Consider the following 20,809-nt stretch of genomic DNA (forward strand, 5'->3'; position numbering starts at 1 on the left):
AACCGCTGAAAGCATCTAAGCGGGAAACGGGCCCCGAGATGAGGTTTCCCACTCTTCGGAGTTAAGGGCAGTTCGAGACTAGGACGTAGATAGGCCGGAGGTGTAAGTACAGTGATGTATTGAGCCGACCGGTACTAATAGCCCGAGGCCTTGACCTTATTAAGTAACTATGCACATGTGAATGAGTATTGAGGGGTGCAGAAACCAGATATGGAAACACGCGGATCCATACCGAACCCGACCGTTAAGCATATCTGGGCCGATGGTAGTATGGGAAATCCATGCGAGAGTAGGTAGCGCCCCTCTTTTTATTTTTCATTGCAGCTCTACGAGCAGTATATGATTTATAATAATAGTAATAATACAAAATTAATAATGATAATTTAAATATCTAATATAGCAGCCATCCTTTGGCTGCTTTTTTAGTATTAATTATTGTCATTTTAATATTTGTTACTTTTTTGTTTTTTTATAAAATTAGAAAATAAAATTTAAATAGCTTCTTTAAATCAATATTTAATATATGAGATATTTTTATTGTATTTATTAGTAAGTTTATTTGGAAAGAGCCATTTTTCAATTGTAATCACGTCCTCCGTTCACTTGACAAATACAAGATCATAAATATATAATAAAAAGCAGGTCTTCCTTTGAGACCCGCTTTTTATTATTTCATTACAAAATTGAATTCAATAACATTTTTTCCATCAGGAGTTTTGGTTGCTATTGCATTTCCTAATCCTCCAAATTCTCCATCTAAACCTTCGACACCTAAATAATCTTTTAAGAAATTAACTAAAGGTTTTAAGTCAAAAAATAATGTTCCAACATTTGCATTAGGTATTTTTTCTTTTAATTCATTATATAATTTGTTTTCAGATAAAATTGTAGCTTGTTTTTCATATTTATTTAATTCGTTTTTATCAACATTTGAAATATATAAAATATCATTATCTTTCCACAGGAATAATGAAACAACAGTACTTTCCAGAGTCTTAGTGATTTTTATATAATCATTTCCTAATTTTTCTGTTTTTGTGTCTTCAGGGATAAGTACTTCTATTTCTTTGATAGTTATACTTGTTTTAATCATAACCTTTATAACATCTTCTGAAATAATATCACCTGTTTCTTCATTAGTTTTTAAATTTATAGTTCCACTTTGTTCAGCCCATTCCGCTTTTTCTAAAATAGCAGAAAATAGCTTATCAGGTATATTCATTCCAAATGAGTTTAAGTCAAATGAAACATTTTTTGGCAAATAAGTTGTTTTTGAAAAATATAAACCAAAAAACTTAGATTTTTCAATATTTATATTACCTGGAGCTATTTCACTATCTGTTAATAGGTTGAATTTACTATATAAATATCCATCTTTTACATTAGAAAAACCGTATCCTTTTATAGAACTAGTGTTAATTTCTTCATAGATTCCTGTATCATTATATCGTTTTTTTGGAATAAATTTTAATTTTGAAGATTCATAAGCAACTTTATTTGTGGTTATTATCAAATAATCCTGTAAATCACTCTTTTTTATAAGATAAGAAAAAGTAATATTTGAATTATTTTCTGGCATTAAAGCGTTAATAACCTTACTTAAAATTTCAATATATCTGTTTCCATTATTTAAAGGACCAAGAACAATACCAAAATCATATTCATTATCTTTGGGTTCTATAATAAAAAATCCGATATTATTTTCAAAACCCGCATAGACTTCGTCACTTTCCATTTCAAGAGATTGAATATAAGCATCAATCATACCTGTTATTAATGTTTCTGCATATGTTGGATCGTCGAGTATTTTTCCAAAAAGAGGAACAGTTTTTAAGTCGGAATATACGGTTTTAGCGTTATTTAAGACAATAACAGCCTTAGAATTTTGAGGAATAACATCATAAATATTTGCGAATATATCGAGAGAAAAAATAAAAATAACTAAAATAAATATAAATTTTTTCATAATCCACCTCCAAATAAGTATTTTCATCATTATTATATCATAATTTTATTATTTATCATATTTCATAAAGTATGGCAATAATATTAATGTGAAGATTGATGCACTGATCATACCAACCCACATTATTATTGAAAGATATGTGTGAAAAGTAAACGGTGAAAAGTTTAGAATGGATAAGCCAAATGCTAACCCTAAAGCATTTGCCATAATAGGTTTTTGAACTATATTAAAAGTTTTTTCTATTGCATTTTTACTTTTGTTTTTATAATATCTATAGGTACCTATCATATGAATAGCATAATCAATACCAACACCAATTGTAATATTTGCCATTAAGGCACTTTGTATGTTTAATGGTATTTTAAATAATGCCATAGTACCGAATTCAACAATTAAGGCACCTAATAATGGCATTATACCAAAAAAGGCTATTTTTATATTTCGTATCATAATAAATATTGAAATGAATACCAATATCAAACTAATTAAGATACTTTGCATTTGGCTATTTAAAACAGTAGTATTCATTTCACTAAAAACATAAGGCATTCCGGTAATTATTATATCCTTAAATATGTTTTTTTCTTTTAGTTTTTCTATTGTATTTTTAACCTTTATAAGCGTATTTTTGGAATTATCTACAGTTGTTATTATTCCTAAATAACTTTTACCAGAGGTTAAGCTAAATAATGGAACAGATTGATTATTTTTTAACGCATTTTTTATGATGAGCACTTGAATAGGGGTTGGATAAACCTTAAAATTAAAAAATTCTTTTCCCATAGTATTTAATATTTCTTGTGGATAATTAAATGTAATTATTTCGTTTTGCAATTCTTTTTTTAAATTATTCATTTCATTATAATATATTTTATCTAAAGGTTCTTTTGAAGTTTGAAAATCAATCATAACAGGGATGTTAAATTGGAATATTGAATTTAGTTTATTAAAATCCTTTTTTACTTTTGTATAATCTTTAAACATAGATATTTGATCAAACTTTACAGTAATAAAAGGGATTGATAATGCAAATATTAATATTATAACTAAGTATATAAATACACCTTTTTTATTCCAAAATTTTTTTGTAAAAGATACATCAAACATATGCGTTCTTTTTCTTTTTAGTTCAACATTTCCAGAGATTATAACTGGTAAAATATATAAAGTTGCAATTCCGGCAAATCCTATTCCAAACGATGCCCAAAGTCCCATTTCTTTCATCATATTAGAATTTATAAAAATCATAGACAGAAATCCTATTATCGTAGTAATAGTAGTCATTATCATTGCTATACCAGTACTTTTTAATGTTTCAGTTATAGCACTTTTTTTATCAACACCTTTTTCTATATATTCTATATAATGAGTTAAAAAATGCATACCATCTGCACTACCCATAATTATTGTAAATATTGGAACCAATACACTGGCAATACTCAAATCTCTTCCAGACCAACCCATTAATCCTAGTGTCCACAACGCTCCTAATCCAGCAGGAATAACAGAAAACAACGCAACTTTTTTTGATCCTAATTGTAATGAAAAAATTATAAGCATTGTTATAAAAGCAAGTGGTGGAAAGAAAATAAATAATCTCAACAAATAATCAAATAATTTTTTAGTAAAGAATAATGAACCAGATCCATAATATGTTACATCTTTTAAAATATTTTCTATTTGTTCTACAACATCTAAATCATCACTTTTTAATGGAATGGTTAATAGTGTATAATATTTTCCATCTTTTTCTTTAAAAAATTTATCTTTAAATAAAGTTATTTCATTTAATTTATTTAAAAAGTTTTCAGTAATATCCTTAGAGGTTTTTATGTTATATCCTGGTAATGTCTGTGGAAAAAGACTTGATATAAAATTTACACCATCAATATTTTCCAGGTTTCTTTGTAAAGACCATATTTTTTTATATGTATCCAAATCAGATAAAGGATTTTTTTCTAATTCAAGCATAACAATTAATTGATCTGAAAGATCATATTTTTTTTCAATAATACTGTAGCTTTTTAAATATTTTGAATCCGAGGGTAAAAATGTTTTCATATCAACATTTATTTTAATATTGATTAAACCAATTAGCGCTATTAAATTTATTAGAGCGAGCAAAATCAATAGTTTTTTTCTGTTTTTAAATATAAAATCAACATATTTTTCCACAACATCATCTCCTTTATTTTAATTTTTTTAATACACCATACAAATAGATGTCTGCAATATAATCTGGATAAACTTCGTAAAATTCATTATCAATATTTGAATTGGTAATTTGAGGAATTAAGTCTTTTAGTAGAAAATGCGAGAAAATAATGCCACTTAATGCAGGTCCTATTATGTCATATCTAATACCTTCGCTATTTTCAAATCCTTTAAAGTCATCAATCCATATTTTTTTAAATATAATTTCTTTAAGTTTTTTAGCACGTAGATTAACCAATTTTGTATTTTCTTCAGGTATATGTAGCATTATTATTTTAAACATCTTTTCATTCTTTCTTAAAGCATTAATTAATGATTTAATGGCTAAACGTAGTCTAATTTCCAAATCTTTTTCCTTTACATGTTCTTTGTCAAGATATTCATTCATTTGAGAAAAAAATATTTCCATTATTTCTTCAAGAATCCCATTTTTAGATCCAAAATGATAATTTATCATTGATGTGCTAACCTTTGCCTTTTTAGCAATTTCTCTAACCCCTGTCGCTTCAAAACCTTTTTTATAAAATAAATTAATAGCAGAATTTAGTATTTTTTCTTTGATATTAGTTATATTTTCACCTCCTTTCGAACGAACGTTCGATTTAATTATATCACTATTTTTTCGTGTGTCAATAATAGATTATATAAATAAAAAAATAGAAGTGTTGATAAAATACAAACACTTCTATTTCAGATTATTAAAAAAGTATTTTTGAAATATATTAAATATAAATTAAGGTTTTTGATAAGCCTTTAAAATTTCATTAACTAAAGGTTTCATATTATTTTTTGCGATAGTTACAGAATATTGATCAATCAACATTTCTCTAAACCATTTTTCTGTATTAGATTTAGGCAATAAATTGTTCTTAAAAACATCCGAATTATACATATCTTTAAAAACCTTTGAAAAAACAGAACCGACTAATTCAGCAGCGACATCTTCTTTTTTTACATTATTATAATTATTTCTTATTGCTCCCATAAAAGATACTGAAGATATCATCACATCACCACCACATCAGCATATAAATATCCAGCAGCTGATAAGTTTTGAATAATAGCTATAACATCTTGTGGAGTGGCACCAGCAGCCTTTAAAGCATTTACAAGATTGTAAATGGTAGCATCACTATCTCCAACCTTTCCATTGTCAACAGAAATAACAAAATTTCCATAATTAACAGTAAAATCTGCAACTTTAACCTTTCCCCCGAAAACGATAGTTCCTGTTTTTTCATTAATAACGATTTTTGCCCTAGAATCGGGATCTATCTCAACTTCTTCAATTAATGCTAAAAAAGAAATTAAATCATCTGAAAAAACATCTGGAATATTCACCTTTATCGAAGAAGGGTCAACAGCTTTTGCAAGCTTTTGTCCAAATTGTGCATTTATAGATAATGCGGTTCTTGCAGCTGTAGTAATGTCTGGGTTTCTGAGTAATACTGTAACAGTGTTTTTAGACACAATTGTTGCAGGGATCTCATTTTCAACAATTGCACCTTGAGGAATCACTCCTACAACTTTATTTCTTTTTTGAAGGTTAGCAGTTGTGCTGACCTCGGCACCACCAGTTAAAACACTACCTTGAGCTACAGCATATACTTGACCATCAGCACCGTATAAAGGAGTTTGAATGAGGAATCCGCCTTCTAAACTTTTAGAATCTCCAGCAGCAGTAATAGTAACGTCTAATTTCATCCCTTCTTTGTAAAATGCGGGTATATCTGCAAACACAAAAACTACTGCGGAATTTTTTGTTGTAAAAGCATTTTGAAGATTTATGTTTAAATTTTTCATCATATTTGAAAGTAATTCTGATGTTACATTTCCGGAATCGCCAGTTCCATTTAGTCCAGTAACAACACCTATACCAAATAGCTGATTATCCCTTGCTCCTCTAAAGTATGCGATATCTTTAAGTCGTACAGCTGAAAAAACAGATATAGTTAAAATAATTAATAAAAATAACAAAAATCCTTTTTTCACATCAATCACTCCTTAGAAAAATAAGTTAGAAATTCCAGATAATAACCAGGCTAGCCACGTTTTATTGTTAGGATCTTTTTGTAAATCGGTATCACCTTGATACCATATTTTTGCATTTGCCAAATTTTTTGAATCTATAACACCATCTTTTATATTAGATGGATCGGCATACCCTTCTATTATCATTATTTTTTTCTGTGAATCCACCTTAAATTCCTTTTCTCCATGTATTTTTACAATACCATTATCCAAAATTTCTACAACCTCAGCTGAAACATAAAGGTTTACAGAAGCTTTACTTTGAGAAGAAGCCTTTTTATTTGTAACTTTTACATCTTCAGGTTTATTTGCTCCCAAAGGAAAAAACTTCATTAAATCAATATTTCCTATAGTGTTGAAAATAGCGCCAACAGTACCCATTACACCAGAAAAAGGATCAGGATTGTCATCTGACAAGCTTAAAGAAGGATTTTCAGAAACAGCTACTGTTATTATATCTCCAACTGAATAATTTTTTTCAGGATTTGAAAGAAGATTATTAACTTTTGTTTTTTTCCATAATGAGTCACTAAAACCAATAGAAAAAACTAATAAAAGTATTAAGAAAATAGAAATTCTTTTCATTCTTGGTTACCTCCTATATTGATTATCAATTTGGGGCCAGGATATAATTTTCCAGTTATTAAAATTCCAGTTTTTTCATTACGAGCCATAATTATTTCTCCTATTATAGCCTCATTCAAAACTTTAACCCAGGATAATATTTTTACACCATCAAAATAAACTTCAACAGGTATGACCTGTCCAGCTTTTACATCGGGGATTTTTTTTACAGCATTTTCAAAAATTATTTCGCCTTTGCGTATTGTTCGGTTTGCTTGGAATTTTATTAAATCTTCAGGTTTAGCAATTAACGGTTTCATGTTTAAAGAATATATATCAATCTTTTTCTTTTCTACTAAATTAAAGTTTAGAGGGGTTTTAAATTTTAAATTGTTTTTTGATATATAGACATAGTCAAAACAGGAAACATTAGCTTTAAAGGATATATATTTTTTTAAATTCAAATCATCAAGGACTAAAAAATTTCCATAAATATTATTCATGGATCTTCTATAATCTAGATTGAGTATTGTTGAAACAATGGTATCTTTCATATATTTACTAAGTTCAAAATCATTTATAGTTGCATTTGGAGAGTCTTTAATCAAGTTTTTTTCAAAATATGTTTTTAAAAATTTTTCTGTATTGTTGATTGTATTAATTTCATTATTTTTTTCTTTTATATAATATATAGTAATTATTGTTGATTCAAATGAAATATCTTTGATGTTTGTTGTTGATGTAATCCAGTTTTTAATCATTGAAGATTCATATGTAATAGAATTTGTAGAGAAAAAAGCTAAGGTTCTGTCGTTTTTAATATTAGGAAAAATATCTTTTAAAGAAAAAATTTTATCATTAGAGGCTATTGTAGCAGGTATAGTTATTTCGGCAAAAAGATATAAATAAGAAACAATTATCAATATGATCAAAAGTATTTTTTTCAAATTTCTCACCACACAATCATTTATATATCATTTATTTTTTCAATAAAAGAGGGTATAAATCCTTAAAAAAATGGCGTCTGAATTTCAGACGCCGCCATTTTTCTTATAATATTCACAATATTCTTTGATTGGGCATTTTTTGCATTCCGGATTTCTTGCTTTGCAAATATTTCTTCCATGATATATTAACCAATGATGAGCTTTTCTCCATAACTCTTGTGGAATGTTTTTCATTAAGTCTTCTTCTGTTTTTTTTACGTTTTTTGAATTTGCCAGACCTATTCTGTTTGCTACTCTAAAAACGTGTGTATCCACAGCAATAGCATCTTTCCCAAACGCAACGCTTAACATTACATTTGCGGTTTTTCTTCCAACTCCAGGTAATTTTATTAATTCTTCTCTTGTTTCTGGTATTTTTCCATTATATTTTTCTAATAACATCTTACACGTATTTATTATATTCTTGCTTTTTGTTTTATATAATCCCACACCTTTTATATACTTTTCCAGTTCTTCTGGTTTTAACTTAGCAAAATCTTCTGGTGTTTTGAATTTTGAAAATAATGTTGGAGTTACTTTGTTTACTTGATTATCTGTAGTTTGAGCTGATAACATTACAGCAATTAATAATTCAAATGTGTTTTTATATTTTAGTGCTGTTGTGGAATTAGGATATGTTTTTTCTAATATTTCCAGTATTTTTTTTATTTCTTTTTTGTTTTTTTGCATTTTTTCAACTCCAATAATCATAAAAAATATTTTTAATATTATTTTCTTCTAATATATTTCTATATTTATCAATAAACAGTTCACTTCCGCATATATAATAGTCAAAAGTATTTCTATTCTCTAAGTTTGAAATATCTTTTTTTTCAATATGTCTGTTAGGTATATTTTTTGTATTTTCACGAGTTACAAATTTTTTCAAAATCACATTTTTTGGAACTGAATAATAATTATCTATTGACTCTTTTTCTATTTTAACAGAGTGGAATAAATAATTTTGTGATTTTATATTTTCTTTTATTATATAATCCATATAACTCATAAAAGGAGAAATACCCGAACCTGCGGCTATTAATACTTTATTTCTATTATCATTTAAAAAGAAATCACCAAATGGATATCTAATATAAAATTCTTTTCCTATTTTCATTTCATCAAACATTCTATTTGTATAATATCCTAATTTTCTAACTAAAATTTTTGCTTTTTTATCTCCGTAACTGGCAAATGAAAAAGGTCTTGAGTTACTCCAATCAGGATTAAATTTACTTGAATCTAAATTTAAATGCAAAAACATTCCAGGTTCCCACGGCATATATTTATCTATTTCAAATTCAAATAATTTTAAGGTTTCCGATATTTCAATAACATCTGTTATTATACATTTTGATGTAATTATCATAATCACAACTCCTCAAAAAACTTTTCAAATGTATTTATTATGTATTCAATCATTTCATCGGTTATACCAGGATATACACCTATAAAAAACGTATTATTCATTATTATATCGGTATTTATTAGCTCTTTATGAATTTTATATTTCACATCTGCATATGCCGGTTGTCTTGTTAAATTTCCTCCAAATAACATTCTTGTCATTATTTTATTTTTTTCTAAATAAGTTACTATATCCCAACGTGAAAATTCGTCATTATCTTTTATGGTTATTGGAAATCCGAACCATGAAGGATCACTTTTTGGAGTTGGTTCTGGTAATATAAGATAATCTTCATATTTTTTTAAACCTTCTTTTAATAATTTGAAATTTCTTTTTCTCTTTTCTATAAATTCTGGTAATTTTTTTAATTGTGCAACGCCAACTGCAGCCTGCATATCTGTTAATTTCAAATTATATCCTATATGTGAATATACATATTTATGATCATATCCAAATGGTAATGTTCCGTGTTGTTGTTTAAATCTCATTCCACATGTATTACTGAACCCTGGTTCACAATAACAATCTCTTCCCCAGTCTCTAAATGATTTTACCAATCTTTCTAATTGCAGATTATTTGTCAGTATTGCTCCTCCTTCACCCATTGTAATATGGTGTGCAGGATAAAAGCTTACTGTTGCTATATCTCCAAATGTTCCTACTAACTTCCCATCATATGTTGAACCAAGTGCGTCACATGTATCTTCTATTACCCATAAATTATGTTTTTTAGCTACTCTCATTACTTCATCTAAATTAAAAGGATTACCTAATGTATGTGCTATCATTATAGCTTTTGTTTTTTCTGTAATAGCAGATTCTATTTCTTCTGCTTTTATGTTATATGTTGGTATATCAACATCTATGAATACTGGAATTGCTCCATTTTGTATTATTGGATTTACCGTTGTTGGAAACCCTGCTGCTACAGTAATTACTTCATCACCAGGTTTTATTCTTTTATCACCAAGTTTTTTGGAGGTTAATGCTGTTAAAGCTAAAAGATTAGCAGATGATCCAGAATTTACTAATGTTACGCTTTTTATTCCTAAAAATTTCGCAAATTCATATTCGAATTTTTCCGCAAATCTTCCTGTTGTAAGCCATCCATCTAAAGATGCTTCTACAAGATTTATATATTCTTCTTCGTCAAATACTCTTCCAGCAAATGGTATTGTTGTTTTTCCAGGAATAAACTCTTTTTTTATTTTATTTTTTGCATATTTTTTAGTGAGGTTTATTATTTCTTTTCTTATTTCTTCCATTTTTTATCCTCCAGCCACTTTATTTTATTCTCAAAATATTCTATTTGATTTATACATAAATCAAATACATCATTTTTCTTATAATTTTTATACCATTCCACAGTTAGTTTTATTGTATCTTCTATGTTTAATGTTGGTTCCCAATTGAGATAAAATTTAGCTTTGCTAATATCTAAATTCAATAACTTTGCTTCATGCGGATGATTTTTATCTGATAAATCCTTCCAACTACCTTTTCCATAATGTTTTATTACTTTCTCTACTATTTCTTTTACTGTTATTATCGAATTTAATTGTGGTCCAAAATTCCATGGACCACTATATTTTTCTGGATTTTCCATTAACTTTGTACCTAAAAGTAAATAGCCACTTAACGGTTCAAGTACATGTTGCCACGGTCTAATTGCCTGAGGACTTCTAATTTCTATTGGTTTATCTTCTTCTAATGCTCTTATGCAATCAGGAATTATCCTATCTTTTGCCCAATCTCCTCCACCTATTACATTTCCTGCTCTTACTGTAGCTATTACTTTATTATGATTTTTAAAATCATTTGGATTAAAGAAAGACCTTAAGTATGCATTTGAAACTATTTCACTTGCTCCTTTACTTGCGCTATATGGATCATATCCACCAACTGGATCATTTTCTCTATATCCCCATATCCATTCTTGATTTTCATAACATTTATCTGATGTAATGTTAATTAATATTTTACATTCTCTTGTATTTCTAAAAGCTTCTAATACATTTACTGTCCCCATAACATTTGTTTCAAATGTTTCTCGTGGAGTTTCATATGATAATCTAACCAATGGTTGCGCCGCTAAATGAAAAATAATTTCCGGCTTATATTCTTCAAAAACTTGTTTCAATTTATTATAATCTCTTATATCCCCACGTACATCTATTATTTTTTCTGAAATATTTGATAACACAAAGTTATCTCTTTGAGTATAAGGATCTAATGCATATCCTATTACTTTTGCTCCCATTTTTAATAACCACATTGTTAGCCATGAACCTTTAAATCCTGTATGTCCTGTGACTAATACTTTTTTGTTTTTATAGAATTGTTTTATTTTAAACATATTTACCTCCTAAAATGGACTATCAAATTCTTTCAATTCTGGAAAAGAATTATCCCTTTCAGATACAATTGGATTTTTTACACTCCAATTGTATCTGAAGCTATTCCATTTAATTCCGAAATCATGCTCTTTTGAGTATATTGAAGTTGTTAAATAATTTACAATTGTATTATCTTCCAAAGATAAAAAACCATGAGCAAAACCTTTTGATATATAAATAGCTAAATTTTCTTCTGAGCATAATCTAATTGCAAAAAACTTTCCAAAATTTTCACTATTTTTTCTTATATCAACAACAACATCTATAATACAACCATTAGATACAAATACAAGTTTTTCATGTTCATAGGGTGGAACTTGGAAATGCATTCCTCTGATTACATTTTTTTGTGAAATGGAATAAAAAAATTCTTTAAATTCAGAATTTAAACCAGATTTTTTAAATATATTATAGTTAAATACTTTGTTAAATACCCCTCGAAAATCTTTAAAAAAATTTGTTTTTATTAAATATATTCCTTCGAATTTAGTTTTAATTATTTCCATAACGATCTCTGCCTTTCAGATAGTTGATTGTTTTATTTATTCCTTCAAATATAGTATATCTTGGAGTCCAATTTAAAATATTTTTAGCCTTACTAATATTTGCTTCAAGATACATTATTTCGTTTTCTCTATAGGGCTTTTCAAATTTTACTATTGAATTAGATCTTGTTTGTTTTATTATGTACTCTACTATCCCTTTAAATTCCATCGCATTTCCTGAAGCTATATTAAATATTTCATGCCCTTCAACTATTTCATACTCTAAAGCTTTCTTATATGAATAGGCTATATCTTCCGAATATATAAAATCCCATTTTTGTTCACACGGTGTAAGTTCTATTTCTTCGTTTTTTAAGGCTTTTGATATTATGTATGGAATAAGTTTATTAGGATTATCGTATATACCAAAAGGAGGGAAAAGCCTTAAAGTTATAGCGTTTATTTCTGTATTTTTTACATAATAATTTATCAAATGTTCAGCTAATATTTTTGTCTCGGCGTATAAATTCCAAGGATTTAGTGGTGTGCTTTCAGTAATTTTTTCTTTTTTAATCCCATATTCAAAACATGTCCCTGTATTAATTAATTTTTTTATTTTATATTTTTTCATAATTTCAAGTATATTATTTACAGATTTTACATTTGTATCAATCATTTCAGATACATCTAATAAAGAATGCGAAGGTTTATAATAAGTAGCTAGATGTATGATAGTATCAATTTTGTTTTCAGAAACTATTTTTTCAAATATTTCTATATTTCGTATATCTCCTTGATAATAAAGGATTCCATTTTTAGGTTCCTTTTTTCTTCTAGAAATTATTATTATATTATAATCATTTCTTATTTTTTCAGTTATGTTTTTACCTATAAATCCGGTTCCACCAGTTATTAATAGTGTCTTTTTCATTCCCATATTTTCCATGGAGCATTACCTTCCTGCCATAATCTTTCTAACTCATTTTTATCTCTCAATGTATCCATAGGTTTCCAAAATCCATAATGTTTATATGCATATAAATTACCTTCATCTGCAAGTTTTTCAAGAGGTTCTCTTTCCCATATTGTTGTGTCATCTTTTATATAATCAAAAATTCCTGGTTCTAATACAAAAAAGCCTCCATTGATCCATGCTCCGTCACCAGCGGGTTTTTCTATAAACTGTTTAATTTCATTTTTTTCATTTAATGTTAGAGCTCCAAATCTTCCTGATGGTTGTACAGCTGTTAATGTGGATAATTTTCCATGTTTCTTGTGAAAATCTGCCAATTCTTTTATATTTATATTTCCTACACCGTCACCATATGTAAGCATAAATGTCTCATTTCCTATATACTTTTTTATTTTTTTTATTCTTCCTCCAGTCATAGTGTTTAAACCAGTATCAACTAAAGTAATTTTCCAATTTTCCGCATAAGTATTATGTATTTTTACTCCTCCATCAGATAAATCAATAGTTATATCACTCATATGATAAAAATAATTTAAAAAATATTCTTTTATTATGTATCCTTTATATCCTAAACATATTATAAAATCATTGAATCCATAATATGAGTATAATTTCATTATATGCCATAATATTGGTTTCCCCCCTATTTCTACCATCGGTTTTGGTATTTTTGTTGTTTCTTCGCTTAATCTTGTTCCAAATCCTCCTGCTAATATAGCGACCTTCATTATTTCCCCCCTATTTTATGTCTTTTTTTTTATGACGAATATACAAAATCAAAAACCTATTCATAGCATCCTTCCAATCTGGCATTTCCAAATTAATTGTTTCTTTTAATCCGAAGTTATTTAATACTGAATATCCTGGTCTTTTTGCTGGTAAGTTGAAATCATCTTTACTTGCTCTTTCTAATTTGCCATTCCAGTTTATTTTTTTTAATATATATTCTGCCCATTCATATCTACTTGCTTTTGTGTTTGTTATGTGATATAAACCATATGCTCTTTCTTTTATTAGCATATATGTTGCTTTTGCTAAATCTACAGCATATGTTGGAGCGCTTATTTCATCATCTGCTATTTTTAATATTTTGTTCTGTTTGCTCCATTGTATTACTTTTTTTGCAAAGTTATTATTTCCTATTCCAAATACCCAACTTACCCTTATTAAATAATATTTGTTTGCTATGTTTTGTATGAATCTTTCTCCTAATACTTTACTTTCTCCATATTTGTTAATTGGTTTTGGTTCATCATATATTGTATATGGTTCTTTTTTGTTGCCATCAAATACATAGTCTGTTGAGTAATGTATTATTTCTGCATTTATTTCATTTGCTATTATTGCTAAGTTTCTTGGTCCTAATCCATTTACTTTGTATGCTGTTTCCCATTCTTTTTCTGCTTTGTCTACTTGGTTATATGCTGCACAGTTTATTATATGGGTTATATTTTTTTCTGTTTTTACTAGTTCCCTTATGTCTTTTAGTTTTGTTATGCCTAATGTTTTGTGGTCGGTGGGTATGTATTCTATGTTTTCTTTTTCAAATAATTTTTGAAATTCTTGGCCTAACTGTCCATTTGCTCCTGTTATTAATACTTTCATTTTTTTCATTTTGCACCTCTATTTTTTTATCGGTTTCCATACATTTTTTCATAGTAATTTTGATATTCTCCACTTATTATTTCTTCCCACCATTGTTTATTTTCTAAATACCATTTTATTGTCTTTTTTATTCCTTCTTCAAATGTTGTTGTTGGTTCCCAGCCTAATTCATTTTTTATTTTTGTTGGATCTATTGCATATCTTCTGTCGTGTCCTGGTCGGTCTTTTACAAAGGTTATTAATTCTTCTGGCTTGTTTAATTCTTTTAGTATTGTTTTTACTACTTCAAGGTTTGTTTTTTCATTATGACCACCTATATTATATACTTCTCCTTCTTTTCCTTTATGTATTATTTTGTCTATTGCTATACAATGATCTTTTACATATAGCCAATCTCTTATGTTTTTTCCATCACCGTATACGGGTAATGTTTGATTGTTTAATGCCCTTATTATCATCAAAGGTATTAGTTTTTCTGGAAAGTGATATGGCCCATAATTATTTGAACATCTTGATATTGTTACTGGTAGTTGGTATGTTCTGTGATATGCTAATACTAATAGATCAGCCGCTGCTTTTGATGCAGAGTATGGAGATGATGTGTGTATTGGTGTTTCTTCTGTAAAGAATAAATCCGGTCTGTCTAATGGTAAATCTCCATATACTTCATCTGTTGATACTTGATGGTATCTTTTTACTCCTGTTTTTCTACTTGCATCCATTAATACTTGTGTTCCTATTACATTTGTTTGTAAGAATATTTCTGGATTTTCTATTGATCTATCTACATGTGATTCTGCTGCAAAGTTTATTACTATATCAAATTTTTCTTTTTCAAATAAATCGTATATGAATTTTCTATCTGATATGTCACCTTTTATGAATTTAAAGTTTGGGTTTTCCATTGCTTTTTTTAATGTTGATAGGTTTCCTGCATATGTTAATTTGTCTAAACATACTATTTTGTAATCTGGATATTTTTCTAACATGTAATATATGAAATTGCTTCCTATGAATCCAGCTCCACCTGTTACTAGTATTTTCATTTTTCATCCCCCTGATATTTAAAATTACAATCGCTATTTTTTAAATATGGTGCTTTTTTATCTTTTTCTGATAGTATTGGTTCTTTTATTCCATATTTTTCAAGGTTCCAATTTATGTTTATTTCTGGGTCGTTGTATTTTATGCTTCCGTCATGTTCTTTTGAGTAATATTCATCTACTTTGTATTGTACTTCTACGTTGTCTGTTATTGTTAGAAATCCATGACCAAATCCTTTTGGTATTAGTAACATTTTTTTGTTTTCTTCTGTTAGTTCTACTGCTATCCATTTTTTGTATGTTGGAGATCCTTTTCTTAAATCTACTGCTATGTCTAATATTTTTCCTTTTGTGCATCTTATTAATTTTGTTTGTGATTTTGGATTGTTTTGAAAGTGAATTCCTCTTAGTGTTCCTTTGTTTGCTGAGTATGAATGATTATCCTGAACAAAATCTATTTCTATTCCCATTTCGTTTAAAACTTTTTTTGAGTATGTTTCCATGAACCATCCACGATTATCTCCGTATACTGTTGGTTCTATTATATATAATCCTTTTATTTCTGTTTTTGTTATTTTCATTTTTTCAGCTCCTAGTATATTATCTTTCCTTCTGCTACTTTTTTTAGATGTTTGCCATATAATGATTTTCCATATTTTTCTGCTGCTTTTATTAGTTCTTCTTTTGTTATCCAGCCATTGTGATACGCTATTTCTTCTGGTGCTGATATTACTATCCCCTGTCTTTTTTGTATTGTTTTTACAAATTCCGATGCTTCTAATAATGAATCCATTGTTCCTGTGTCAAGCCATGCATATCCTCTTCCTAATATTTTTACGTCTAATAATCCCATTTCAAGATATATTTTATTTAAGTCTGTTATTTCTAATTCTCCTCTTGTACTTGGTTTTAATTGTTTTGCATATTTTGCAACGTTTTTATCATAGAAGTATAGTCCGGTTACTGCATAGTTTGATTTTGGTTCTTTTGGTTTTTCTTCTAATGATATTGCTTTTCCATTTTCATCAAATTCTACTACGCCAAATCTTTCTGGATCATCTACGTAATATCCAAATACTGTTGCTCTTCCTTTGTTTTCTGCTGCTTCTTTTAGTAGTTTTGTTAGATTATGTCCGTAGAATATATTATCTCCTAATATCATTGCACATTCATCATTTTCTATGAATTCTTCTCCTATGATGAATGCTTGAGCTAATCCATCTGGTGATGGTTGTTCTGCATAACTTATATTTATTCCAAATTGATTCCCATTTCCTAATAGTTTTTCAAAGTTTGATAAATCATGTGGTGTTGATATTATTAATATGTCTTTTATGCCGGCAAGCATAAGGGTGGATAATGGGTAATATATCATTGGTTTGTCGTATATTGGTAATAATTGTTTACTGGTTACTAATGTTAACGGATATAGTCTTGTTCCACTACCTCCAGCGAGGATTATTCCTTTGCGCATGGTATCACCTGATTTTTGATATGAAATGTACAAAATCGAGAATATTTTTAATTTAATTCGGAGCTATCATTATTTTCAGACAAAGAGATAATTTTGTTTTTGATACTGGATATTTTCTTTTTATACAAATCTAATAATTTTTTCTTTTTATTAAAATCTATATTTTCGTTTAATAAAGATTTATATATAACTTGGAGTAAATTTAAAATTTCATAATCTTTAAAAATTTTTTTATTTTCTAAAAAGATGTTTAACAAATTATATGAATCTTCGTAGTTATTTAGTTTTAATTCATAATTATGCGTAACTTGTTTACTATGTTTCCTAATATAATTTAAAGCATATGGAATATAAACTAAATTTCCTTTTTCTAAATTATTAACCCATTGAAAAATATCCCAGTTCCCTTTAGCTACAATATTTTTATATTTTGCAAAAGTATTATTTTCAACATCTTTCTTTCTAAATATAACAGTACTCGGTTCTCCTATAAAGTTTACAGTTGACATAATTAACTTTCGTATTGCTTCTTCGCCATTCAAAATAACTAATTTATCAACTAATCTCCTCGTTGCAATGCTATCGTTTATAAAATCCCCTTTTTCATCAATTAATTTTCTATATGATGTGACTAAAGAAACATTTTTTTCTAAGATAAAAAAATGCATCATAATCCTAATTTTTTCTTTATGTATAAGGTCATCATCATATAAAAAACTTATATATTCACCTTTTGCCTTTTGTAACAACAAATTACTATTACTTAAACCAAAATCATTTTTTTTGGTTTTATTTGCATTATAATAGTATTTTATAGTTTTTTCACCATCATAGTTAAATAAAAATTTTTCTATATATTCCTTTGTTTCAAAGTTATCAGAATTATCACCTACTAAAATTTCAATATTCTCATATGTCTGATTTAAAGCGGAATCAAAAGCTTGTTTAAAAAACTTAAATCTATTATGTGTTGGAATTAATATACTTACCAAAGGTTTATTTTTTTTATCATATAAGTTTTCAAGATAGTGTAAAAAATTATTATATTCGTCAACTTCAGAAGATTTTATATATTTTTTGTATTTATATAATAATTTGATTAATTTAGAGTAATTTATATGGTTGTATTCAAATATATTAAAATCAATACCCCAAGGCTTCCATAATTCAAGCTCATATATATAAAATAAATTTTTAAAATAATTAACAATATTTATGTCTTTGTTGATTATATGAAAGTTATCTACAATATATTCTATAATATCCATTATTGAATCAAATCTTTTTTGTTTATTAAATGTAAAATTAGTATTATGTATTCTATAAGAAATAATTTCTTCATCAATTCTTGTATATTTCATATTATTTTTTATACAGATTAATGATAATAATGTATCTCCTGCTGTACCGTTAATTGGATAATTTATATTATTTTTTATAAAAAAGTTCATTTTAAAAATACCCTTCATAGTTAATACACCAGAGCCATATCTGAAAAAAACTTGTTTGATTATATCCTCTGGAGGATATAGCTTGTTATCCCATCGTCCAATTCTTTTATTATTTTCGTCTATAATTTCAAATGGGAAATAAACATAGTCATAATCCGGATTATCCTCCATAAATGCTACGATTTTTTGTAGAGAATCCTTATTATTAAACATATCATCAGAATCGAAAAATAATATATATTTACCTTTTGCAAGATCTAAAGCTTCTTTTCTACCGTAATCAGGGCATCCTTTATTGTTTTTATGTTGAATAAATTTTATAAAGCTATATTTTTTAGCATATTCTTCTATTATTTTAGGGCTATTATCTGTAGATGCATCATCAATAATTATTAATTCAATATCTTTATATGTTTGTGTAATTACAGAATCAAGAAAGTCTCGAATATATTTTTCGGAATTATAATTTGTCACAGCAATAGTTATTAAAACTTTTTTGTTTTTAAACATATTCTGATTAATTTCAAAACTATTAAGCACTCTCTCGATTTCGCATAATTGTTTTTCTATTGGATACTTTTCTTCAATGAAATCTCTATACTCTTCTGACTTATAATCTTGATTTAATATTATATTTAAAAATTCCTCAATATTTCTAAAAATATTTTTTTCTGGCCATATTTTTCTACTTTCTTTCCATGCATGAATTACAGGCTTTAATCCCATAGCCATAGCTTCTCCTATTGTATAGTGGAATGATTCTTCAATAGACGAAGATACTATATAATCCATGTTTCTTAACCATTCTGACAAATTTTTAACTCTTGGAACAAATTCTATATATTTATTTAAACCTAATTCATCTATCATAGTTTCTACTGCCATTTTATATCGTAAGTCTTGAAAATCACCTCTGATAAATAATTTGTATTTACTATCTTTTTTTATTAATTCATAAAAAGCCAATAATAGTATTTCAAAACCTTTTCTATAATTAATATTTCCTATAATTGCTAAATTCTTACCTGGCTTTTTCTTTTTGTAATATATAAATTTATTCAAATCTATACCGTTTCTTAAAATACTGGTTTTTCCAATATTTATTTTTTTCCCAAATTGTTTATAAAATAAATCTCTTTTATGATTTGCTACAAAAAACAAATGATCAACAACATCCCAATTGATTTGATCTGGGCTATTTGTAAAAACCTCATATCCGTGTAATCTACATATAACTTTTTTATCTTTTAAATTCAAATTATTAGTAACAAAACTAGCCATATCGTTAGCCCATTCTAACCATACAATATCAGCCCATTTTACGGCGCTTTTTATTTCTTCGCTATTATTTGATATTATAATCTTGGAGGGATACAGAAATGATAAATATTCATAAATGGGCTTTATAAAAGTTTCAAGGCCTGGTAAACATAGGAAAGATATTTTTAAATTTTTAGAAAACTTTTTCTTAATATAATTATATTTATCCTTTGCAGCCGTATCATTAGAGAGAGATGATGCAAGATAGTAATATCTAATACCAGCAGCTTTACTTCTATTATTTATCTCTATATCACCTAACAAATCATATGTTGCCCAATCCTTATTTTTTATTCTAGAAAAATATTTCCACGAAAATAAGTCTTTATTTAACTGTTTTAATACATATGCATAATTAAATAAAGCATCATCATCGTCAGAGTTGATTTTTAAGGCTTTTTCAAAAAAACTTTTCGCATCCAAAAAATTACCTTTATTAAAGTTCAGCAATCCTTTTAAAGTATTTTTTTGAAAATTATCATTTATTTTTTCTATTAAATCTTCAGCTTCACTAAATTTTTTTTGATTTATTAATTTCATAATTAAATCTTTATTATTCATGATACAATCCCCTCGTATAATTAGTATAGAATAATTATATTATTGTTATTGATTATTATTATTATTTATATGCTCTTTGAAAAGTAAATATATTTTATTTATATTGATTTATGTGTTTTTAGTTATATGTTTTATATTAGTAGTTTTCTATTGAACATCTTTTTCAGTACTTATTTTTTGCTTGTTTTTAAGTTTTACCTCTGGTAAAATAGTTTTAGATAACATCCCCCTGAGACTTGTTCTCTTAAAAAAGATTTCTAAACTAGAGTATAGTTTTTCACTTGCCGGAAAATGTCGTTTCCTCGATTTATGTTTCGCGAGGTTGTGAGACT

At 27.1% G+C, this 20,809-nt stretch carries 20 protein-coding genes and 2 rRNA genes; 2 read left to right on the plus strand and 20 right to left on the minus strand.

Annotated elements, in window-relative coordinates; translation table 11 throughout:
• Window positions 1-158 (plus strand): 23S ribosomal RNA (locus tag BUA62_RS09345); the annotation flags it as partial.
• A gap of 33 nt (window positions 159-191) precedes the next feature.
• Window positions 192-305: ribosomal RNA gene (rrf, locus tag BUA62_RS09350) — 5S ribosomal RNA — on the plus strand.
• A gap of 362 nt (window positions 306-667) precedes the next feature.
• Here the strand turns inward: rrf and BUA62_RS09355 are convergent.
• The 20 genes from BUA62_RS09355 to BUA62_RS11780 all read right to left on the minus strand — a co-directional run.
• Window positions 668-1,966 carry a hypothetical protein gene (locus BUA62_RS09355; RefSeq protein WP_072865732.1) on the minus strand — a complete coding sequence of 433 codons (1,299 nt, stop codon included), beginning with the start codon at window positions 1,964-1,966 and terminating at the stop codon, window positions 668-670.
• 48 nt (window positions 1,967-2,014) lie between these two features.
• Window positions 2,015-4,141, minus strand: coding sequence for an efflux RND transporter permease subunit (locus tag BUA62_RS09360; protein WP_072865734.1), 2,127 nt, complete (start codon window positions 4,139-4,141; stop codon window positions 2,015-2,017).
• Window positions 4,142-4,154: 13 nt separating this feature from the next.
• A complete protein-coding gene (locus BUA62_RS09365; RefSeq protein ID WP_084670773.1) occupies window positions 4,155-4,817 on the minus strand; it encodes a TetR/AcrR family transcriptional regulator in 663 nt (220 codons plus the stop codon).
• A gap of 96 nt (window positions 4,818-4,913) precedes the next feature.
• A complete protein-coding gene (locus tag BUA62_RS09370) occupies window positions 4,914-5,186 on the minus strand; it encodes a rod-binding protein (RefSeq protein WP_072865738.1) in 273 nt (90 codons plus the stop codon).
• Window positions 5,186-6,172, minus strand: coding sequence for a flagellar basal body P-ring protein FlgI (locus tag BUA62_RS09375; RefSeq protein WP_072865740.1), 987 nt, complete (start codon window positions 6,170-6,172; stop codon window positions 5,186-5,188). Before BUA62_RS09375 ends, BUA62_RS09370 begins: the two co-directional genes overlap by 1 nt.
• Window positions 6,173-6,184: 12 nt before the next feature.
• Window positions 6,185-6,796, minus strand: a complete 612-nt coding sequence (locus BUA62_RS09380; protein WP_072865742.1) for a flagellar basal body L-ring protein FlgH — start codon at window positions 6,794-6,796, stop codon at window positions 6,185-6,187.
• Window positions 6,793-7,722 (minus strand): flagella basal body P-ring formation protein FlgA, encoded by a 930-nt coding sequence (locus BUA62_RS09385; protein WP_072865745.1) that lies wholly within the window; start codon window positions 7,720-7,722, stop codon window positions 6,793-6,795. Before BUA62_RS09385 ends, BUA62_RS09380 begins: the two co-directional genes overlap by 4 nt.
• An 84-nt stretch (window positions 7,723-7,806) precedes the next feature.
• Window positions 7,807-8,451 carry an endonuclease III gene (nth, locus tag BUA62_RS09390; RefSeq protein ID WP_072865747.1) on the minus strand — a complete coding sequence of 215 codons (645 nt, stop codon included), beginning with the start codon at window positions 8,449-8,451 and terminating at the stop codon, window positions 7,807-7,809.
• A 4-nt stretch (window positions 8,452-8,455) separates the two neighbouring features.
• A complete protein-coding gene (locus tag BUA62_RS09395) occupies window positions 8,456-9,130 on the minus strand; it encodes an FAD-dependent oxidoreductase (RefSeq protein WP_072865749.1) in 675 nt (224 codons plus the stop codon).
• A gap of 2 nt (window positions 9,131-9,132) precedes the next feature.
• Window positions 9,133-10,434, minus strand: coding sequence for a lipopolysaccharide biosynthesis protein RfbH (rfbH, locus tag BUA62_RS09400; RefSeq protein ID WP_072865751.1), 1,302 nt, complete (start codon window positions 10,432-10,434; stop codon window positions 9,133-9,135).
• A complete protein-coding gene (gene rfbG, locus BUA62_RS09405; RefSeq protein ID WP_072865753.1) occupies window positions 10,422-11,525 on the minus strand; it encodes a CDP-glucose 4,6-dehydratase in 1,104 nt (367 codons plus the stop codon). The genes rfbH and rfbG overlap by 13 nt, the downstream gene beginning before the upstream one ends.
• Before the next feature lie 9 nt (window positions 11,526-11,534).
• Window positions 11,535-12,071: a dTDP-4-dehydrorhamnose 3,5-epimerase gene (gene rfbC, locus BUA62_RS09410; protein ID WP_072865755.1), complete on the minus strand. Its 537-nt coding sequence runs from the start codon at window positions 12,069-12,071 to the stop codon at window positions 11,535-11,537.
• Window positions 12,058-12,996 carry an NAD-dependent epimerase/dehydratase family protein gene (locus tag BUA62_RS09415; protein WP_072865757.1) on the minus strand — a complete coding sequence of 313 codons (939 nt, stop codon included), beginning with the start codon at window positions 12,994-12,996 and terminating at the stop codon, window positions 12,058-12,060. The genes rfbC (BUA62_RS09410) and BUA62_RS09415 overlap by 14 nt, the downstream gene beginning before the upstream one ends.
• Window positions 12,978-13,751: a glucose-1-phosphate cytidylyltransferase gene (gene rfbF, locus BUA62_RS09420; RefSeq protein ID WP_072865759.1), complete on the minus strand. Its 774-nt coding sequence runs from the start codon at window positions 13,749-13,751 to the stop codon at window positions 12,978-12,980. Before rfbF ends, BUA62_RS09415 begins: the two co-directional genes overlap by 19 nt.
• A gap of 10 nt (window positions 13,752-13,761) precedes the next feature.
• On the minus strand, window positions 13,762-14,637 hold the full coding sequence (gene rfbD / locus BUA62_RS09425) for a dTDP-4-dehydrorhamnose reductase (RefSeq protein WP_200782410.1): 876 nt from the start codon (window positions 14,635-14,637) through the stop codon (window positions 13,762-13,764).
• Between the two features lie 17 nt (window positions 14,638-14,654).
• Window positions 14,655-15,674 (minus strand): dTDP-glucose 4,6-dehydratase, encoded by a 1,020-nt coding sequence (gene rfbB, locus BUA62_RS09430; RefSeq protein WP_072865761.1) that lies wholly within the window; start codon window positions 15,672-15,674, stop codon window positions 14,655-14,657.
• Entirely contained in the window at window positions 15,671-16,252 is a 582-nt protein-coding gene (gene rfbC / locus BUA62_RS09435; protein ID WP_072865763.1) for a dTDP-4-dehydrorhamnose 3,5-epimerase, read from the minus strand. The genes rfbB and rfbC (BUA62_RS09435) overlap by 4 nt, the downstream gene beginning before the upstream one ends.
• An 11-nt stretch (window positions 16,253-16,263) precedes the next feature.
• Entirely contained in the window at window positions 16,264-17,145 is an 882-nt protein-coding gene (gene rfbA / locus BUA62_RS09440; RefSeq protein WP_072865765.1) for a glucose-1-phosphate thymidylyltransferase RfbA, read from the minus strand.
• A gap of 47 nt (window positions 17,146-17,192) precedes the next feature.
• On the minus strand, window positions 17,193-20,477 hold the full coding sequence (locus tag BUA62_RS09445) for a glycosyltransferase (RefSeq protein WP_072865767.1): 3,285 nt from the start codon (window positions 20,475-20,477) through the stop codon (window positions 17,193-17,195).
• 147 nt (window positions 20,478-20,624) lie between these two features.
• A partial coding sequence (locus tag BUA62_RS11780) for a hypothetical protein (protein WP_234970315.1) occupies window positions 20,625-20,809 on the minus strand: 185 nt, incomplete at its 5' end.

The organism is Marinitoga hydrogenitolerans DSM 16785 (genome assembly GCF_900129175.1).
Lineage (GTDB): Bacteria > Thermotogota > Thermotogae > Petrotogales > Petrotogaceae > Marinitoga > Marinitoga hydrogenitolerans.

Excerpts from the sequence above, each read along its gene's own strand:
- rfbB (WP_072865761.1), bottom strand. The coding sequence starts at position 15,674 with ATGAAAATACTAGTAACAGGTGGAGCTGGATTCATAGGAAGCAATTTC.
- rfbC (WP_072865755.1), bottom strand. The coding sequence starts at position 12,071 with ATGGAAATAATTAAAACTAAATTCGAAGGAATATATTTAATAAAAACA.
- BUA62_RS09380 (WP_072865742.1), bottom strand. The coding sequence starts at position 6,796 with ATGAAAAGAATTTCTATTTTCTTAATACTTTTATTAGTTTTTTCTATT.
- BUA62_RS09370 (WP_072865738.1), bottom strand. The coding sequence starts at position 5,186 with ATGATATCTTCAGTATCTTTTATGGGAGCAATAAGAAATAATTATAAT.
- rfbG (WP_072865753.1), bottom strand. The coding sequence starts at position 11,525 with ATGTTTAAAATAAAACAATTCTATAAAAACAAAAAAGTATTAGTCACA.
- BUA62_RS09445 (WP_072865767.1), bottom strand. The coding sequence starts at position 20,477 with ATGAATAATAAAGATTTAATTATGAAATTAATAAATCAAAAAAAATTT.
- rfbC (WP_072865763.1), bottom strand. The coding sequence starts at position 16,252 with ATGAAAATAACAAAAACAGAAATAAAAGGATTATATATAATAGAACCA.
- BUA62_RS09355 (WP_072865732.1), bottom strand. The coding sequence starts at position 1,966 with ATGAAAAAATTTATATTTATTTTAGTTATTTTTATTTTTTCTCTCGAT.
- rfbH (WP_072865751.1), bottom strand. The coding sequence starts at position 10,434 with ATGGAAGAAATAAGAAAAGAAATAATAAACCTCACTAAAAAATATGCA.
- BUA62_RS09395 (WP_072865749.1), bottom strand. The coding sequence starts at position 9,130 with ATGATAATTACATCAAAATGTATAATAACAGATGTTATTGAAATATCG.
- nth (WP_072865747.1), bottom strand. The coding sequence starts at position 8,451 with ATGCAAAAAAACAAAAAAGAAATAAAAAAAATACTGGAAATATTAGAA.
- rfbF (WP_072865759.1), bottom strand. The coding sequence starts at position 13,751 with ATGAAGGTCGCTATATTAGCAGGAGGATTTGGAACAAGATTAAGCGAA.
- rfbA (WP_072865765.1), bottom strand. The coding sequence starts at position 17,145 with ATGCGCAAAGGAATAATCCTCGCTGGAGGTAGTGGAACAAGACTATAT.
- BUA62_RS09415 (WP_072865757.1), bottom strand. The coding sequence starts at position 12,996 with ATGGAAAATATGGGAATGAAAAAGACACTATTAATAACTGGTGGAACC.
- rfbD (WP_200782410.1), bottom strand. The coding sequence starts at position 14,637 with ATGAAAAAAATGAAAGTATTAATAACAGGAGCAAATGGACAGTTAGGC.